Here is a 17,654-nt window from a genome sequence, read left to right as displayed (position 1 = left end):
CTGATTCAAAATGCAGGGGCTTTCATCACATGGCGCCGATCTCGGACGCCGGCTGCTGGGACACGGATTGCCGGGATGCCGACCGCTTCAGGATTGTGAGCGGCAGATGGAGAACGAGGGAGGCGTTATCGAAGATGATCTGCCGGGTCTCTTCGGCTTTGTCTTCGACCGGCATATCTTCGTTCACGATGAGACGGCGCAGCAGGGGCCCGGACCTCAACAGCTTCATCAGTGTTTCCGACGTTGCAAAGCCGCTGTGGCCGCCGCCGTCCACGTCGGAAATGTCGATAACCTGAATGTCCTTTTTCTGGAGGAGCGGGATATCGAAGCCACTGCCGACTCGTGGCTGGCCACCTGCAATGCGCCGCGACAGGCTCAAGGCGCGATCTCGCCGAGAGACAACGATCGTGAAGGGGTGCGGCAGTTGGGGTATGTCCCTGACTTGGCTGCTGAAGACATCTGGATCGATATCGGGCGCGGCAAGCAAGACGCCGCGGATTCTTGAGGTAACCGCCGCCTTACCTTGCAATACAAGGGTGCGAAGCGCCTCCATTACGACATACGCGCCCATGGAATGGCCGACGATGAAAACACCGCTAGCGTTCGATCGAGCTGCGATTTCGATCGTTTCGGCCAAGCCGTCCCGCGCCTGGAGAGCGCTATCGCGATCGAAAAGATAGGCGCCGATAGATCCCGCCGACGCCCAGGAGAAATGAACCGGAACCGAGGAGATGCGGTAGTCGTGGACGACTTGGGCATTACGAAACAGGCCTTCGGCAAAATTGTTGTTGTAGCCGTGCACGAAGATAAACACCTCGCGCTCCGAAGGCGGACGCTTCGCCAGCATCCCGTTCAACCGACCTGCGAAGGATGCTCTGTTCTCGAAGCGGACAAGATCACGAGCGGAAAAATGGCGCTTCGGATCGGGTGATGTCGATGACGTCTCGACGACGCCCGGCCGGTGTGTGGCCGGCACGACGACAGTCAACTGCGAAAAACTCAACGTCGGGGAACGATCCCGCGAATAGGGCGGTTCGGAGGTGGGGAACCTTGTGCGCGTGGTGGCAATCAGGAAGGAAATAGCCGACATTTCGTTGCTAATTTGTACAGGCGAGGCAAGGCCCGTCACGGCTCTTGGACCGGCGCAGCTTTGCACCAGCAACGCCAGCGAGATAACCAACACAAATCGTCCTGCGGGGTTCTGCATGCTGCTGGCCGCGCCGGCTTATCTTCGTAAACTCACCAGCCTTTGGCCATCCTTGTCCAACAGTTGCACTCGTCCTGTCTGTGGGGCTTCAAAGCGACGGACGGACCCGAGTGCCTCCAGAAGATTGCGCTCTTGATCCATGAGGGGCTGATCGCAGATCATCCTGGACGAGCCGGTTTCCGAGATCGTCAGCGCTTCTCCGGTCAAGGCGAAGCCGCCAAAGAACCGATTGCACGAACCATTCCCATGGATGCGTCCATCCGGCTCGAAGGCAAGGGTGGGTTTCGAACTCGCGACCGTGGTTTCTTCTCGAATCTCGTCCACGAGCCAATCTCCGCGAAGGAGGTCGCCCGGCTCTCCGGCGCAGCCTTCAAATTTCCGGTCGCCAAGGATGACGGTCGCGGTTTGGGGGTATGGCATTCCGCTCATCGTATCGACGCATATTTTGGCAGCGATGGTCAGCGCGAGTTGCCGGCCGTCGACCGTCGCCAGATAGGTGTCGGCGTCGCCTTGCCTTGTGGGACGCGGAGCCGGCTGAACTGTGAAGGTCTCGCCCCCTAAGGCGTTAAAGCTGAGCGCGGTGTCCGAGATGCTGATTTGCCAGCCGGGTTCGTTGCCGCGTGCAGCCAACGGGGCAGCCTCCGCATTGCTCGTTGCGGTGGCGTACAGCGACAACACCGCGAGCAAAGCGGCCAACGGCAAGGATGAGCAGGACTCTGGACTCACGGTTGCAGCCTCCAGACGATGCGTCACTGAATTCGAAAGCCGCCCGGAAACCGGCCTCTGGGGGCAACTTCGCCAAATATTGCGCCGAATGTACCTACATCCGGTCGTCAGTCCATCGCCGCGTTTCGGAGAAGGAGTCCGTTCGGCGAAAAAATGGACGCAAAGCCAAGAATTGAGATTCCAAGAATATAAATGGTTGCCGCGGGCCATTTCGACCGCCCTTTGGCGAGGACGAACCTCAATGTGATGGTTCGATCGTATCGAGGCGTTCCGTACGATCTCCCCGACGCCGGGACGACAGATACTCGGTTGCTTTCTGGACGACAAAATAGACGGAGGGGATGATCAACAGGCCAATAGTCGTAGCCGCGGCCATGCCCCCGAAAATTGTGACGCCAACAGCCCGCCGCGCGCCCGCACCGGCACCAGTCGACACGACAAGAGGAATGATCCCGAGGATGAAGGAAACCGCGGTCATCATGACGGCCCGGAAGCGCTGCTCGGCCCCGATCCGCGCCGCCTCCATTATGCTTAGTCCCTCATCGCGCCGCTCCTTGGCGAATTCCACGATCAGGATGGCATTCTTCGCCGCCAGTCCGATCAGCAGCACGATGGCGATCTGCACGTAGAGGCTGTTCTGCAACCCGAAGACCTTCAATGCCGCTATGGCGCCGAAGAGAGCCGCTCCGAGCGAAAGGATGACGATCAACGGAAGCGACCAGCTCTCGTATTGGGCGACAAGGAAGAGATAGGCAAAGAGGAACGCCAGCGCAAAGACCAGCCCCTCCTGGCCACTGCCGCGGCGCTCTTGAAACGACAGGCCTGACCACTCGAAGCCATAGCCATTCGGCAACAGCTGGGCCACTGTCTTCTCCATCGCGTCCATGGCGCCGCCGCTGCTGCTTCCAGGTGCGGTAATGGCGTTTATGGGAGCGGCGACCGAGAGATTGTAACGCTGGATGGCGAATGGCGACAGGATCGTCGTCAACGACGCCAGATTGTTCAAGGGCACCATGGTGCCGTTCCGGCTACGCACATGCAGGTTCAAGATGTCTTCCGCATGGGCACGGAAATCGGCATCGGCCTGCAGATTGACCTGGAACACGCGGCCATTGAGCGTGAAATCATTTACGTAGCGCGATCCGAAGGCCGCGCCGATGGTGGAATAGACGTCCGACACGCTTACCCCAAGCGCTTCGGCGCGCGTTCTGTCGACGTCGACATAGACCTGCGGGACATTGGCGCTGAAGGTGGTGGCGGCCCCGCCGAGCTCCGGCAGATGATTGAAGGCGCCAAGCAGGGCGCCGACGACCTGCGCGATCTCTTGTGGCGGCTGTCCTTCAAGCGCTTGCAGGCGGAAGTCCAGGCCACCGACCGAGCCGATGCCGGCAATCGCCGGCGGCGCGAACACGGCGACGTTCGCGCCCGGAATTTGGGAGAACTTCACCCGCAGCGCCTGCAGGATGCCGGCGAGCTGCAGTTCGCTGGACCTGCGCTCGTCCCAGGGCTTCAGCGCCGCGACCGCCATTGCGCCGCTCGGCGAACTCGTCGACTGAAGGATGCTGAACCCCGCAACCGTGATGACGTCTTGCACGCCTCCGGTGTCGGTCAGAATCTTGCGCACGTCCTCCACGATGGCTTTCGTGCGGTCGAGCGAAGCGGCATTGGGCAACTGGATGTCGACGAACAGCGCGCCTTGGTCCTCGTCGGGCAGGAAAGTCGACGGTAGCCCGGTGAAGATCAGATAGGCGATGGCAAAACAGGCAAGCAATCCCGCCACCGGCACGTACCAATGCCGCACCAGAAACCCGACGAGGCGTCCATAGCCGTCTCGCGTCTCGTTCATGAATGCCGTGAACCAGGCCAACGGGCCACGCTTGAAATGGCCCATATCGCGCCGCAAAAGCAGTGCGGCCAGCGCCGGGCTCAGGGTCAATCCGACAAAGGAAGAAATCACCAGGGCCGAAGACAGCGTCACGGCGAACTGCCGGTAGAGCTGGCCGCCTATGCCGCCGAGAAACGCAGTCGGCGTCACCACGGCAAGCAGCACCAAGGTCGTGGAAATGATCGGCCCAGTGATCTGGTGCATCGCCTTGCGCGTGGCGTCGGCGACCGCGATGTCAGGGGTATCCTCCAGCACATGCTTGACGTTCTCGACGACAAGGATGGCATCGTCCACCACCAGGCCGATCGCCAGCACCAGCGCCAAAAGAGAAATCATGTTCAGCGAATAGCCGGCGGCAAACAGCACCGCCAAGGCGCCGAGCATGGAAACCGGGATGGCAAGCGCCGAGATGAACATGGCGCGCCAATCCTGCAGGAAGACATAGGTGACTGCGAGAACGATCAGGAACGCCTCAAGCAGGGTTCTGGCCGTCAGCGAGATGCTGGCATTCACGAAGCGGGTCGCGTCGTAGACGATGTGATACTGCATGCCTTTGGGAAAGCGTGACGAGAGGCGCTCCAGTTCGGCGCGGACCGACGCCGCGGTCTGGATGGCGTTGGCGCCGGGCGACTGGTTGATCTGCATCATCGCCGAGGCGTGTCCGGCGAAGCTGGCGCTCGAAGCATAGCTTAGCGCGCCAAGCTCGAGCCGCGCGATATCGCGCAGGTAGACCTTGGCCCCCGCCGAGCCCGTGCGCACGACGATGTCCCCGAATTCCTCGACGCTTCTCAGCCGCCCCTGCGCGACCAGAGTGTATTGCAGCTCCGAGCCCTGCGCCTGCGGGGGGGCGCCGGCCTGTCCGAGCGTCGCCTGGATGTTTTGCCGCTGGATGGCGGCCGAGACATCGTCGGGCGTCAGGCCAAGCGCGTCCATGCGCTGCGGGTTGAGCCACACCCTCATCGAGTATTCCGAAGCCCCGGCGACCGAAGCCTCGCCGACGCCCCGCACGCGCGATATCGTGTCGGCGACGGTCGTGGTGATGAAATTCGTGATCGCCAGCGCATCGAGGCTGTCGTCCGGCGAATAGAAAGCGATGCCGAGGATAAAATCCGGCGAGCGGGCACGCACGGAGACACCTTGCTGCGCGACCGCTGCCGGCAGGCGCGAGATCGCCAGCTGAGCGCGGTTCTGCACGTTGATCTGTGCTGTCTCGGGATCGGTTCCGACCTCGAAGGTCACCGATAGCGTGTATTGGCCGGCATTGGAGCTGGTGGACGACATGTACATCATGTGGTCCACGCCATTGATGGCCGTCTCCAGCGGGCCGCCCACCACGTCGGCGATGACTTCCGCGCTTGCTCCCGGATAGGAGGCCGACACCGTCACCGTTGGAGGGGTGATCTGCGGATACTGCTGTATGGGAAGGGAAAACACCGCGATCCCGCCGGCGATCGAAATGATGATCGAGACGACGATCGCGAGCCGGGTGCGGCTGATGAAGAGGTCCGAGATCATGGCGTATCCTCCGCTTCGCGGGGGTTGACCTGCTGACCATCGGAAACGCGTTGCAGGCCCTCGACGACGATCGTTTCGCCGCCTTCCAATCCGCTCGTCGCCGCCCAGCGATTGTCGATGCGCGCACCGGTCGTGATCGCCTGCCTGGTCACGCTATTGTTGTCGTTGAGCACGAAGACGAACTTGCCCTGGCGGTCCTGAAGAACGGACGCCATCGGCACCATCGGCAATTTCCTGGCTTCTTCGTCGACGATTGTTAGCCGGACGAACTGGCCAGGCGCCAAAATGTGGTCGGGGTTGGGGAACAGCGCGCGGACAGCGACGGTACCGGTCTGCTGATTGACCTCGTTGTCGATGAACTGCACCCGCCCCGGCAAAGCAAATTGTGTGCCGTTGGCGAGAGACAGACTCAGGTGGAATTTGTTCGCATCGATCTTCTGGCCACCGGCAAGTTTCTGCCTGATGTCGACCAAAGTGCTGTCAGCGATCGAGAATGCGACGCGGATAGGATCGAGTTGTACGACGCGCGCCAATGATCCGGAGCCGGGCCCCACGAGATTACCGCGCGTCGCCAGGGAGCGGCCGATGGTGCCATTGATGGGAGACCTGATCTGAGCATAGGAAAGATTGAGTTCGGCCGTATTGAGGGCTGCATTGGCGCTTTGAACATCCGCCGCGGCGACATCGAATGCAGCCTGAGCGTCATCCAACGTGGCCTGAGAAATAGTCCTGCGGCTGAGCAGGTCCCTGGCGCGTGAGAGGCTTTGTCGCGCGGCGTTGCGGGTGGCTTCGGTCCTGGCCACTTGCGCCTGTGCGGACATTACCGCCGCCGACAGTTGATCCGGCTCGATTTCGAAAAGCAGATCGCCCTCCTTCACGCGCTGGCCTTCGGAGAACCTGATCTCCTTGAGCAGGCCGGACGCGCGCGCCTGAATGTCGACCGCATCGATCGCCTCGACCTGCGCGTTGTATGTCAGCGGCGCGTTTGCCGGACCGGACTGGACCTTCTGCACGACCACTGGCACCGTCGCCGCGGTCTGCGCACGTGCCGCTCCCGCGAAGCCGCCCACGCCGACTAGCAATGCGGCCGCCACGACCCTGGCTCGAAAGTCAAAATTGCTTTTCATCATCGTCGGATCCTGCTCTCAAGACAAAATCTTCGTCCTGCGCACGCTCAGGGCAATGACGAGATACGCCAGTCCAGCAATCATCATGGAAAATCCGGCCACCAAGCCAGTCGGCATCTCCCTGACGATCGGCCACTTCAGCAGTATGGAGAAAGCAGCGAATATGGCCACGATTCCGGAAACGGCGAACCAATACCAGCCGCCGACTTTCCTGACTTCAGCGGCGATGATTAATTGAAGAACGCCGTGGACAAATAGTACAAACGCTATGAACAGTGATATTGCGGCCGATGCTTTGATAGGATTGAAGTAAATCATGATGCCGCCGATGAGCTCGAAGAAGCCGGTCAGTTCCTGCCACACGAAGCCCACCCAACTTTTGATCCAGAGCGATTGGATGACCTTGATGACGCCGACTGCCATCAGGGCCACGGCGAACACGACGTTGGATGCGAAATTGGAAACGCTGGGAACTGCGACTGAAAACACGCCGCCCGCAAGCAGGAGGAGCCCAAAGAGCAGAAACCTGCGCCACTTGCCCTGCTCGATTTCGGCCCGTTCATATGGCGTTGCAGGTAGGTGATCCGATTTTTCTGGCATGTCCCCGTTCCATGCAGGTTCTAAATATCGATCTCGCACCCTGCGGGCAGAGAAGAGAGCCGAGAGCGCTCAATGGAAAGTATCAGGAAGAAGTCTGCCGGACGGAGCGTCAGGAGCCTGTCTGGTTGCCTCGCGGCGAGATTTCCCGATGACGACGACTGCCTAGTCGAGATTTTCTCGCGGCCTTGCTTCGTCAGGACCATGAGGCCGTGTCGGATTAACTGATTGCTGGGAAGTGAAGGCGGCATACGGTTTTCCGCTGACTCTCAAAGGGTGCTCTTGTGAAGCCGGCCGTCCTTCATGATGACGACGAAGTTCTTATGCGGATCCTCGATCAGCCGGATGTCGTCGAGCGGGTTGCCGTCCACGACTAAGAGGTCCGCGAAAGCTCCTTCTTCGATGACGCCGAGCTTGCCCGGATAAGGGTTGCGCAGATTGGAGAGTGCGAGCAGTTCGGCATTGCCGGAGGTGGCCATCTGCAGGACTTCGGCGTTCTTGTACCAGTTGGCCAAATGCGTGAGCATCATGCTCTGGCGCGGACCCAACGCAGGCGAGAACAGCACGTCGGAACCCCAGGCCGTCTTGATGCCATGCTTGCGAGCAAAGGCATATATCCTCGGCGTCCCTGAGAAAAGCTCCTGGGCGCGGTCGGCGCTAGGTCCCGTCAGCGGGCCGGTGTCCTCCGCCGTCAGGAAGGGCTGGGTGCTTAGCCATGTGCCCTTCTCGGCGATCATCGCCGCCGTGTCCTCGTCCATCAGATGCGCGTGCTCGATCGACTGCACCCCAGCTGCCAGCGCGCGTCGTATCGCGCGAGACGTATAGGCGTGCACGGTAACGTAGGTGCTCCAATCCTGAGCCACCTCGACGCCTGCCCGCAGCTCTTCTTCGCTGAAGGTGACGATGTCCAGCGGACTGCGGGGCGATGATACGCCACCGCCGCCCACCAACTTTATCTGTGACGCGCCTTGGAGAAGCTGCTCCCGGATCCGCATCTTCAGGTCGCCGATATCGTCGACGATGGCCGCTCCCCCCAGGAGTTCACCTTTGCTGAGCTTGCCGCCGTCGCGCGGAATCTCGCTTGGCAGGCGAAGATCGGCGTGGCCCCCGGAGGTCGTGATCATCGCGCCGGAGGGATAGATGCGCGGGCCAGGGATCAGCCCGGTGTCGATAGCCTGCTTGAAGGAGAAGGAGGGACCTCCCAGATCGCGTATGGTGGTGAAGCCGCGACTGAGCGTGCGATCCGCCTCGGCGGTGGACGCTGCGAAGATAATCCCCGGGTCGCCGTTAAGCAGGATGTTGACCGGGACCGCCGCGAAGATCGCATGCCAATGCGCGTCGATGAGCCCTGGCATGAGAACGCCATTGCGGCATTTGATGACGGTGGCGTCCTCCGGGGGAGGGGCGTTCGTCATATCGATTCCGGAAATCCTGCCGCCCTCCACCAGGATTTGCGCTCCGTCCTTCACCGTACCCGACTTGCCGTCGAATAGCCGGACTTCGCGAAACAGGATCTTGGAAGGGGGCGCGACCGTCTGCGCGAAGGACGGCTTTGTCAGCACCCCGGCGATGGCGGCAGCCCCGAAACCGGAGAGAAAACTACGCCTGGAAAAGGCCTCCAGACGACGAGAGACTCGTTGAAGATCGGGATTGAGACAACCGCAACCAGAACTGTGAACGAGGTGACCGTACTTCGAGCCTAGCCGCAGCATGTCTTTTGCTTTCGGTTGAGCGACACTGACACCTGCCGGACGGCGCTTCGTGTCGCGGTTCTTGTCGTTTCAGGTCCCGTTACTCGACCAACACATCGCCGCCGACAGGATTGGCGCTGTCAAAGATGAGGAATACGATCGGAGTCCCCGACTCCGCTGTTGCATCGGTCCGCCTGGCGCCGACTTCGCCGCCGAGAGGCACGGAGTATTCCGCGACGATTTCCCCGAAGGTGTTCCTTTGGACTGCAACTTTCTGTCCGGGCCGAACGGTCTCATTGAGTTCGACCAACAATTCGATGAAACCGCCATGCGTCGCGGTGACGGGAAACATGCCGTCCGCGACGAAAACGCTCGAATCCTTGCTGGTTCTGCCGATAGCGCCTGAAATTATTCCGTGGTGCTTGATGACGTTCATCGTTCCTTCGACGAACAGGGCGATCATGTCGTGATCGAAGATCCGCGGCTTGCCGATCTCGGGCGTGAAGGCGGGAATGCCGGCATCGATGAGGGCATTGGCGAGAAGACCTCGCTCGCCAAAGTTGTCGAAAATCTGATCGACCGGATAGAGTTCCGCCATCGCCCGCACTTCGGGGAGATCCATGCGCGCAAGGTGGAACGCCGTCGCGTCCATGCCCGTGGCGGCTGTATGAAAATCGATCCCGTAGTCGAGGTTTGACCGCAGAAGCCGGTTGAATATCAGGCCGGCGTGGCGCGTCGGCGCGTCGGGAGCGTCCTCGTTGCCAGGGAACAACCGATTGATGTCGATCAGGTCGATCCCGCGCCCCGAATTCGGCCATCTCCGTTCCATGCCTTCCATTGCGGGGCGCGAAATGTCGAGTACCGCCATCACCGATCCCGACATCGCGGCCGGATCGAGCTCACGCATTACGGATTGCACGGTTTGAATGGGGCTCATTTCATCGCCATGCACGCCGCTCATCAGCCCCAGTCGTTTGCCTGGGGCTGCCCCCTTGGCGACCATCACCGAGACGTACCAGTGCTGGCCCGTCGGCATCTGTACGCCCTGGAAATAAAAGCTGTGCTTGCCTGGTTTCAGATCCGAGATGTCAAGCGAACTGATGACCTTCTTTCCGTCGATGACATCGCCGGTATAGACGGTCCCCGACGTCCCTGCGGGAGACGCGCTTGCAGGTGCCGAGCCCGTTTGCGCCTGCGCCGGCCCGGCCATGAGCGCAGCGGCAGCGCCGATGGTAGCGACCGATGCGATCATGAAGTCGCGACGTCCGAGGCCCTCGCTGGTTTCATGCGCCATGGCTGTGTGGTCCCTGCCGATGAGGATCATGCTGCAGATCTCGCGGTGACGCCTGCGAGGGCGGCTAGATCGTCCTTACCGATTCCCGTTGTGCGCGTGGTATCCGGGCATTAGTCCCACAAGACATTTCAGGGAGTACAGCCTCCAACAAGAAAAATGGACTGGTGGTCTATGATTGGGATGCCTTGCATACTGAGTTGAGAGCCACCACAATCGGTCTGATAAGCCTCGGATATCACGCAGCCACCTCCACAACTTCCGTCGGGTACAATTAAGCCCAGTTCACGAATTCCTGGTGGATACCTCAAATGGGCCAGATGGCATGTTAACGATTGATTAACATGCTTCTATGCTGGTAGTAGACAGGGTATTACATCCACCTTCAACATTGCTTGCCGGAGTTGTATATATTAGAATTAACTAATGTTCTTGCAATAACCCCGTGTTGCACCAACAAAGACGGATAGTTGCTATGGATGCTATGGTTCATGCCGCCGGGCTATCTGGAGGAGCAGGTGCCGAGAAGTCCCTGCAATGCGCCGTCGACATCGATACCTCCACGGCACCGCCTGCTAAGCAATTCGACCTGTTTCGAACCTGGTATCAAGGCGTTGCCGACACTGAACTTATGCAAGAACGGAGCCATTCGTTTCCAGCACATGAAACAGTGTGGGATCTGGGAACGTTGGCTGTCATGTTCCTCGAATTGCCTGGCAGTGGCTACCGCTGTCGCTGGCGGCATTTGAAAAACCCTTCGGTGGACAATTGGTATTTGAGCCTGCCCTTGTCCAAGGGCAGGCTTCCTGGAAGTTGGCAGGTCGTGAGAACGACCCTGCAATCTTTTGCAGAGCCCTACGAATGCGTGATGGAGAACGACGCCCTCCTTGCCGTTTTCCTGCCACGCGACCTGCCTTTCATCCAATCGTCCAGGATTGAAATACGTGAGGAGTCGAAAAGACTCCTGGCAGACTACATGCTTCTGCTGCACCGTTCCTTTTCCGATCTGAGGGCCGTGGATGTGTCGCACATTGCCACTGCCACCACCAATCTGCTGGCTGCGTGCGTGTCGCCATCACATGACCGCATCACCGAGGCGAAGCGTGTGATCGACGCCGTGATCGCCGAGCGCGCTGCCAAAATCATTGCACAAAGTTTGAATGATCAGTCCTTGGCATCCGACAGGCTTTGCCGCGAACTCGGTGTGTCCCGCTCTCGCCTCTACCGGATATTCGAACCGGCCGGAGGTGTTTCGAATTATATTCGCCACAAACGCCTGCTCAAGACACGCGATATACTTTCCGACAGCTTGGATGGGCGCCCGATCTCCGCCATTGCCGGGGATTGGGGCTTCACGGATCCGTCGGCGTATAGCCGGATGTTCAGGAAGGAATTCGGCATTACGCCAAAGGAGGCACGCGTGGAAGGCTGGCAAGGCGCCCAGGCCACGAGCTCGCAGCAGATCAGCCAGCCTGACAGCAGGGCGCACACGCTGAGTGGTCTTCTGCTGCGAAACAGCTTTGGGCCCTAGACTGCGATGGCGCCGGCAAGGATGCCGTAGATTGCCGCGACCGCGCCAAGTGCGGCGACGACGAACATCCCCATCTCGGCGGGAGTAAACACCCTCTGCCCCCGCTCCTTCCGAGCCATGACGAAGAGGATCGTGCCCGGTCCGTAGATGACGGCCGAGAGCAGCAGGTGCTTGGCGCTGGCGGCGTAGATGAGACCGGCCGTATAGATCAATGCTATCGCCGCCCTTGCGAAGTCGACACGCCGCGCTACGGGGTCGTTCTCGTAGCTCTCGCCGCCCCATGCGAGCTTGACCCCGTAAGCGGCGACAAGAAGATATGGGATGAGGATCATGGAACTGGTCAGCTCGAGAGCGAGCCTGAAGGCCTGTTGAGCAAAGAGCGTCAGGACCAGAAAAACCTGCACGACCGTATTGGTCAGCCAGAGCGCCCGCGACGGCACGCCATGCTTGTTTTTATACGCAAGAAAACGCGGCATTGTCTGGTGATGTGATGCGGTGAACAGGATTTCAGCGGCCAGCAGCACCCAGGACAGATAGGCACCGGCAACGGAGATCAGCAGGCCGAAGCTGACGAACTTGGCGCCCCATGGCCCGACCACCGCTTCCAATACGCCGGCCATGGAGGGATTGCGCAGCGCTGTCAGTTCAGGACGAAGCATGATCCCGTAGGAGGGAATGGTGACCAGCACAAGCAGACAGAGCACGCCGAGAAAACCAAGGAGCGTCGCGACCCCGACATCCCCGCGGTTGCGTGCGTAACGCGAATAGACGCTCGCGCCTTCGATTCCGACAAAGACGAATACGGTCACCAACATGGTCCCGCGAACCTGGCTCGCGATGCTGCCAACGCTGACTTCTTCCCCGCCCCAGAAATTGGCCGTGAAGACATCGGCGCTGAAGCCGTAGATAACGAAGATGATAAAGAGAAAGATCGGAATGATCTTGGCGTAAGTGACAATGGTGTTGATCGCCGCCGCTTCCTTGACGCCCCGCAGGATCAGCGAATGTACGATCCACAGAAGCATCGAGGAAATGACGATCGCCGTGATCGTATTGCCATCGCCGAACACAGGAAAGAAAAGCCCCAGCGTCGACTTTATCAGCACGAAATAGGAAACGTTGCCGAGAACGGCGGCAGACCAGTAACCGAGGGCCGAGAGGAAGCCGAGATAGTTGCCAAAGCCAGCCTTGGCATAGGCATACACGCCCGCATCGAGGTCCGGCTTGCGAACCGACAAGGTCTGGAAGACGAAGGCCAACATCAGCATTCCGACGCCAGCGATGGCCCAAGCGATCATGGCCCCGAACGGCCCGGTCTCGCGACCAAAAGCCTGCGGCAAAGAGAAGATGCCCGCGCCGACCATCGAACCGACGACCATAGCCGTCAGGGTCCATATCGAGAATTTTTGCTGAACGGTCGAGTTCATTGAATTTGGATCAACAATTCCTTGGCGGACGGCGGTCCAGCGGCCTCATTGTTACGCCTGCAACCTATCTCGAATCTGGCGCCCACGTGATTGGCATAAAATCCCACTAGTATACCTGACGTCCAAAACCTTTGCCTTGGCTCGTTTAACCGGTTGCCGACATTCGCATTTACTGCTTCTGATCAGACCTAACCTTGCTGGACCGAGACGTGTCGGCGAGGCGTCTGATCGCGAACTCTGGTTCGCGCAGCCAGGAGAGCGGTTTATGACTTCAAACGAAAATCAGAAGCTTTCGCTGTTTGCGCTGACCAGCATGGTGGTGGGATCGATGGTCGGCGCGGGCATCTTCAATCTGCCTGGCCGGTTCGCGACTGCGACAGGTCCGTTCGGCGCAATCATTGCCTGGGCAATTGCGGGAACCGGCATGTACATGCTGGCGCGGGTGTTCCAGGCGTTGGCCGAGAAGAGGCCAGACATCGACTCAGGCGTCTTCGCCTATGCCAAGGCCGGCTTCGGCAACTACATGGGCTTCCTGTCCGCCTTCGGCTACTGGCTCGGTAGTTGCCTAGGCAACGTCTTCTATTGGGTGCTCATCGGCTCGACGCTGGGGCGGTTCTTTCCCGGGATCTTTGGGGACGGCAGCAGCGCCATCGCCATCATCGTCTCGTTGATCGGCATCTGGGCTTTCCACTTCATGATCCTGCGCGGCGTCGAGCAGGCGACCTTCATCAATACTGTCGTGACGATCGCCAAGATCGTGCCGATCCTGGTCTTCATCCTGCTCCTGATCTTCTTCTTCCATTTCGGGCAGTTCCGCGAGAATTTCTTTGGCGGCTTGGACATGCCGCCAAAGTCCCTGATCGCCCAGGTGCGCGACACAATGCTGATCACGGTCTTCGTCTTCCTCGGCATCGAGGGCGCCAGCGTCTATTCCCGCTTTGCCAAGGTGCGTTCCGACGTCGGTACGGCGACGATTCTCGGTTTCGTCGGCGTCACAGGCCTGATGGTAGCGGTCACGCTGCTGCCCTACGCGGCTCTGCCGCAATCGGCTGTCGCCGGTGTCCAGCAGCCGTCGATGGCCGGCGTTCTCGAAGCGGTCGTCGGTCACTGGGGTGCGGTCTTCATCTCGATCGGCGTTCTGATCTCGGTGCTCGGCGCCTATCTCGCCTGGTCCCTAATCTGCGCCGAGGTGCTGTTCGCGGCGGCGAAGTCGGAGGACATGCCAAGGCTCTTCGCAGCGCAGAATGGCAACAAGGTTCCCGCTAACGCACTCTGGCTCACCAACATCGTCGTATCGCTCTTCGTGATCTCCACCTACTGGTCGCGGGACGCGTTCAACTTCATGCTCGACATGACGAGCGTCACCGCGTTGCTGCCCTACCTGCTCGTGGCCGGCTACGGCATCCTGCTCGCTCGTAGCGGCGTTGGCTACGAAAAGACGCCGGATCAGCGCGGCCGCGACCAGATCTTCGCCTGGATCGCGGCGATTTACACGGTCTTCATGTTCGTCGCCGCCGGGCTCAAATACGTGCTGCTTGTTGCCGTCCTCTTCGCGCCCGGAACTATCCTCTACGTCTGGGCGCGGCGCGAGCAGAAATTGCAGCTGTTCACGCTCGCCGAACTCTTCGTGTTCGCCGTCACGCTCATCGCTGGCCTGATCGGAGCCTACGGGCTGCTGACGGGCGCCATCGCACCTTGAACAGAAAGAAGGAAGGTCATGACAAACAATACTTCATTCGGCGTTCATTCAGAGGTTGGTCAGTTGCGCAAGGTCATGGTGTGCGCTCCCGGCCGCGCCCACCAGCGGCTGACACCCAGCAATTGTGACGCACTCCTCTTCGACGACGTGCTCTGGGTAGACAATGCCAAGCGCGATCATTTCGACTTCATGACCAAGATGCGCGACAGGGGCGTCGAGGTGGTCGAGATGCACAATCTGCTCGCCGAGACGGTCGCCATTCCGGAAGCCAAGAAGTGGATCCTCGACCAGCAGATCGTACCGAACCAGGTCGGCCTCGGCCTCATCGACGAGGTCCGCTCCTATCTCGACGGCCTCTCTAATCGCGACCTCGCTGAAACACTGATCGGCGGGCTGTCGACCTTCGAATTCCCGGAAAGCATCGGCGGCGAACAACTGGCGCTGATCCGTGACGCGGCCGGCGTCAACGAATATCTGCTGCCGCCTTTGCCCAACACGCTCTACACCCGGGACACCACCTGCTGGATCTATGGCGGCGTGACGCTGAACGCCCTTTATTGGCCTGCGCGCCACGAGGAGACCATCCTCACCACGTCGATATACAAGTTCCACCCGGACTTCGCCGGCAAGGTCAATGTCTGGTGGGGTGACCCGACCAGGGATTGGGGGCTTGCCACATTCGAGGGTGGGGACGTCATGCCTATCGGCAAGGGCAATGTGCTTATCGGCATGAGCGAGCGCACTTCGCGCCAGGCTATCAGCCAAGTGGCGGCGGCCCTGTTTGAGAAAGGAGCTGCCGAACGTGTGATCGTCGCCGCAATGCCTAAGCTGCGCGCGGCGATGCATCTCGACACGGTATTCACGTTTGCCGATCGCGACTGCGTGCTGATGTATCCGGACATCGTCAACGGCATTGACGCATTCTCCTATCGCCCTGACGGCAAGGGGGGCGTCGAACTCCACAAGGACAAAGGCAGTTTCATTGAGACGGTGCGTGACTCGCTTGGTCTCAAGAAGATGCGCGTCGTTGAAACCGGCGGCAACGACTACATGCGCGAGCGCACCCAGTGGGACAGCGGCGCCAACTTGGTTTGCGCCTCGCCTGGTGTCGTCTTTGCCTACGATCGCAACACGTACACAAATACGCTGCTGCGCAAGGAAGGCATAGAAGTCATCACTATCTCAGGCGCGGAGCTCGGCCGTGGCCGAGGCGGGGGTCATTGCATGACATGTCCCATCATTCGTGATGCGGTCGACTATTGATAGCAATCCGGCCAGGCTCGGTACAGGCGGCCGGTCGGCCCCCAAATAGTCTGAAGGCCATGCCTGTCGGACGGCCTCCAGCACATAAAGACCGTCTACCCCAGAATTGCTCATAGAGCGTTGGAGTCGCTCCCAATCCTTTAGGAACAATCGGCACATTGTTTGGACGGAATGCTCGTTGTTGGCGAGCGGATGTAAATGTACCCAGGAGATGAAATCATGAGAAGTATTATATTTGTTTCTGCTTTGGCTCTGATGGCTGCGGGTTGTACTGCCACGGAACAGCGAACAGCAGGCACGGCGCTGGCAGGAGCCGGAACGGGTGCGGTCATCGGCGGCCTTGCAAACGGCAGTCGAGGTGCCCTTGTAGGCGCGGCGGTCGGTGGCGGCACAGGGGCTGTGGTCGGCGCTGCGACGGCACCGCGCGCGCATCATCGCGAATGCTGGGTTCGTGATCGCTGGGGCCACACGGTTCGCGATCGTCAGGGTCGACCCATCACAGAACGTTGCTAGGCGCGATGCGTAAGATCAGCTTTATTCAGCATGAATCGAGCTGGTTGAGCGATATCGATGAACATTGGTCTGGGCGCTGAGCAAGCTTCCGGACCAATTTCGGAGTTGTCTGTAACGTCATCCAGCCGGCCGGGAACAGACTATACCATGGCGAAGCGAACGCTCTTTGCGCCTACGTATATTCTGGCGGTTATCGCCGTCATATGGGCGCTGCAGGCCGCTGCCTCAATTTTCGCGCCAGTCGTGTGCGCTCTTTTCCTCATCGCGCTGGTGTGGCCATTGCAGCGCAGCCTGCAGCGGCTTCTTCCAAAGCTGATCGCACTGGCGATAGTCGTCTGTGTCGTCGTCCTGGCATTCTTCGCCTTTGCATCGATCGCCAGTTGGGGTTTTGGCCGCATTGGCCGATCGGTCCTCGCCGACAGCGCCCGCTTTCAAGGACTCTACAGTCAACTCGCCGAGTGGTTGGAAGGGCACGGTGTCGTGATGGCCGGCGCCTGGGCCGAGCATTTCAATGTCGGCTGGTTCGTGCGGATAGCTCAGGGCGTGACCGCAAGGCTGAATACCGTGATCTCGTTCTGGATCGTTGTCGTCGTTTACGTGCTTCTGGGTCTTCTCGACGCTGAAGCGGCGGCTCGCAATGCTCGTGTAGCGCTGAGCGCCCAGGCGGCGGCCGCACTGATCAATGGCAGCAGTCAGACAGCATCGAAATGGCGACGTTACATGCTGGTTCGGACATTGATGAGGCTTGCGACCGGTTCGATGGTGTGCGCGCTTTCGGCGGCTTTCGGACTGCGGTTTGCCGCCGAGTGGGGCGTTATCGCCTTCACCTTGAACTATATTCCGTTTATCGGGCCGTTCGTCGCGACATTCTTGCCGACGCTTTACGCGCTCGCGCAGTTCGGATCGCCACAGGCCGCCGTCTCGATTTTTGCCGGCCTCAACATCATTCAGTTCGTCATCGGCAGCTACATAGAACCGCGGGTTGCCGGTTACGTGTTGGCGATGTCGCCTTTTGTGGTGCTGTTTTCGGTCTTCTTCTGGTCGTTTCTTTGGGGTGTGTTCGGCGCGTTCATAGGTGTGCCCATCACCATCGCGCTGGTTACTTTTTGCTCGCAATCGCCGGCGACCCTTTGGATCGCTCAGTTGCTTGGGTCCGCCGATCGGCGGAACGCGTGATTGCCG

At 60.0% G+C, this 17,654-nt stretch carries 13 protein-coding genes; 5 read left to right on the top strand and 8 right to left on the bottom strand.

What is annotated here, in order from left to right:
- Nucleotides 1-25: 25 nt before the first annotated feature.
- The 7 genes from FJ490_RS16060 to FJ490_RS16030 form a co-directional block, all read right to left on the bottom strand.
- Nucleotides 26-1,207 carry an alpha/beta fold hydrolase gene (locus FJ490_RS16060; protein ID WP_140499415.1) on the bottom strand — a complete coding sequence of 394 codons (1,182 nt, stop codon included), beginning with the start codon at nt 1,205-1,207 and terminating at the stop codon, nt 26-28.
- Between the two features lie 18 nt (nt 1,208-1,225).
- On the bottom strand, nt 1,226-1,933 hold the full coding sequence (locus FJ490_RS16055) for an META domain-containing protein (RefSeq protein WP_181171690.1): 708 nt from the start codon (nt 1,931-1,933) through the stop codon (nt 1,226-1,228).
- Between the two features lie 238 nt (nt 1,934-2,171).
- Entirely contained in the window at nt 2,172-5,333 is a 3,162-nt protein-coding gene (locus tag FJ490_RS16050) for an efflux RND transporter permease subunit (RefSeq protein WP_140728361.1), read from the bottom strand.
- Nucleotides 5,330-6,403 (bottom strand): efflux RND transporter periplasmic adaptor subunit, encoded by a 1,074-nt coding sequence (locus FJ490_RS16045; protein WP_246676713.1) that lies wholly within the window; start codon nt 6,401-6,403, stop codon nt 5,330-5,332. Before FJ490_RS16045 ends, FJ490_RS16050 begins: the two co-directional genes overlap by 4 nt.
- A gap of 75 nt (nt 6,404-6,478) precedes the next feature.
- The gene (locus FJ490_RS16040) at nt 6,479-7,060 is read right to left on the bottom strand and encodes an HdeD family acid-resistance protein (RefSeq protein ID WP_140521317.1); all 582 of its coding nucleotides are present in this window, start codon (nt 7,058-7,060) and stop codon (nt 6,479-6,481) included.
- Nucleotides 7,061-7,326: 266 nt separating this feature from the next.
- Nucleotides 7,327-8,769, bottom strand: a complete 1,443-nt coding sequence (locus FJ490_RS16035) for an amidohydrolase family protein (RefSeq protein ID WP_140728363.1) — start codon at nt 8,767-8,769, stop codon at nt 7,327-7,329.
- A 79-nt stretch (nt 8,770-8,848) separates the two neighbouring features.
- Complete coding sequence (locus FJ490_RS16030) at nt 8,849-10,042, bottom strand: succinylglutamate desuccinylase/aspartoacylase family protein (RefSeq protein WP_140728494.1); 1,194 nt, start codon at nt 10,040-10,042, stop codon at nt 8,849-8,851.
- A gap of 472 nt (nt 10,043-10,514) precedes the next feature.
- Between FJ490_RS16030 and FJ490_RS16025 the strand changes: the two genes are divergently transcribed.
- Nucleotides 10,515-11,570: a helix-turn-helix domain-containing protein gene (locus tag FJ490_RS16025; RefSeq protein ID WP_140499403.1), complete on the top strand. Its 1,056-nt coding sequence runs from the start codon at nt 10,515-10,517 to the stop codon at nt 11,568-11,570.
- On the opposite strand, the gene FJ490_RS16020 is transcribed toward FJ490_RS16025, so the two are convergent.
- Nucleotides 11,567-12,997, bottom strand: a complete 1,431-nt coding sequence (locus FJ490_RS16020; RefSeq protein ID WP_140556218.1) for a basic amino acid/polyamine antiporter — start codon at nt 12,995-12,997, stop codon at nt 11,567-11,569. The two genes, FJ490_RS16025 and FJ490_RS16020, sit on opposite strands and share 4 nt — an antisense overlap.
- Before the next feature lie 265 nt (nt 12,998-13,262).
- On the opposite strand from FJ490_RS16020, the gene FJ490_RS16015 reads away from it, so the two are divergent.
- The 4 genes from FJ490_RS16015 (at nt 13,263) to FJ490_RS16000 (ending at nt 17,648) form a co-directional block, all read left to right on the top strand.
- Nucleotides 13,263-14,696 (top strand): basic amino acid/polyamine antiporter, encoded by a 1,434-nt coding sequence (locus FJ490_RS16015; RefSeq protein ID WP_140499399.1) that lies wholly within the window; start codon nt 13,263-13,265, stop codon nt 14,694-14,696.
- 18 nt (nt 14,697-14,714) lie between these two features.
- Nucleotides 14,715-15,959, top strand: coding sequence for an arginine deiminase (arcA, locus tag FJ490_RS16010; protein ID WP_140499398.1), 1,245 nt, complete (start codon nt 14,715-14,717; stop codon nt 15,957-15,959).
- 198 nt (nt 15,960-16,157) lie between these two features.
- Nucleotides 16,158-16,472 (top strand): YMGG-like glycine zipper-containing protein, encoded by a 315-nt coding sequence (locus FJ490_RS33625; RefSeq protein WP_348641017.1) that lies wholly within the window; start codon nt 16,158-16,160, stop codon nt 16,470-16,472.
- Nucleotides 16,473-16,529: 57 nt separating this feature from the next.
- Nucleotides 16,530-17,648, top strand: coding sequence for an AI-2E family transporter (locus tag FJ490_RS16000; protein WP_348640076.1), 1,119 nt, complete (start codon nt 16,530-16,532; stop codon nt 17,646-17,648).
- Nucleotides 17,649-17,654: the final 6 nt, after the last annotated feature.

Source organism: Mesorhizobium sp. B2-5-11 (assembly GCF_006440835.1).
Lineage (GTDB): Bacteria > Pseudomonadota > Alphaproteobacteria > Rhizobiales > Rhizobiaceae > Mesorhizobium.
This window is presented reverse-complemented; position numbering and strand designations above follow the sequence as displayed.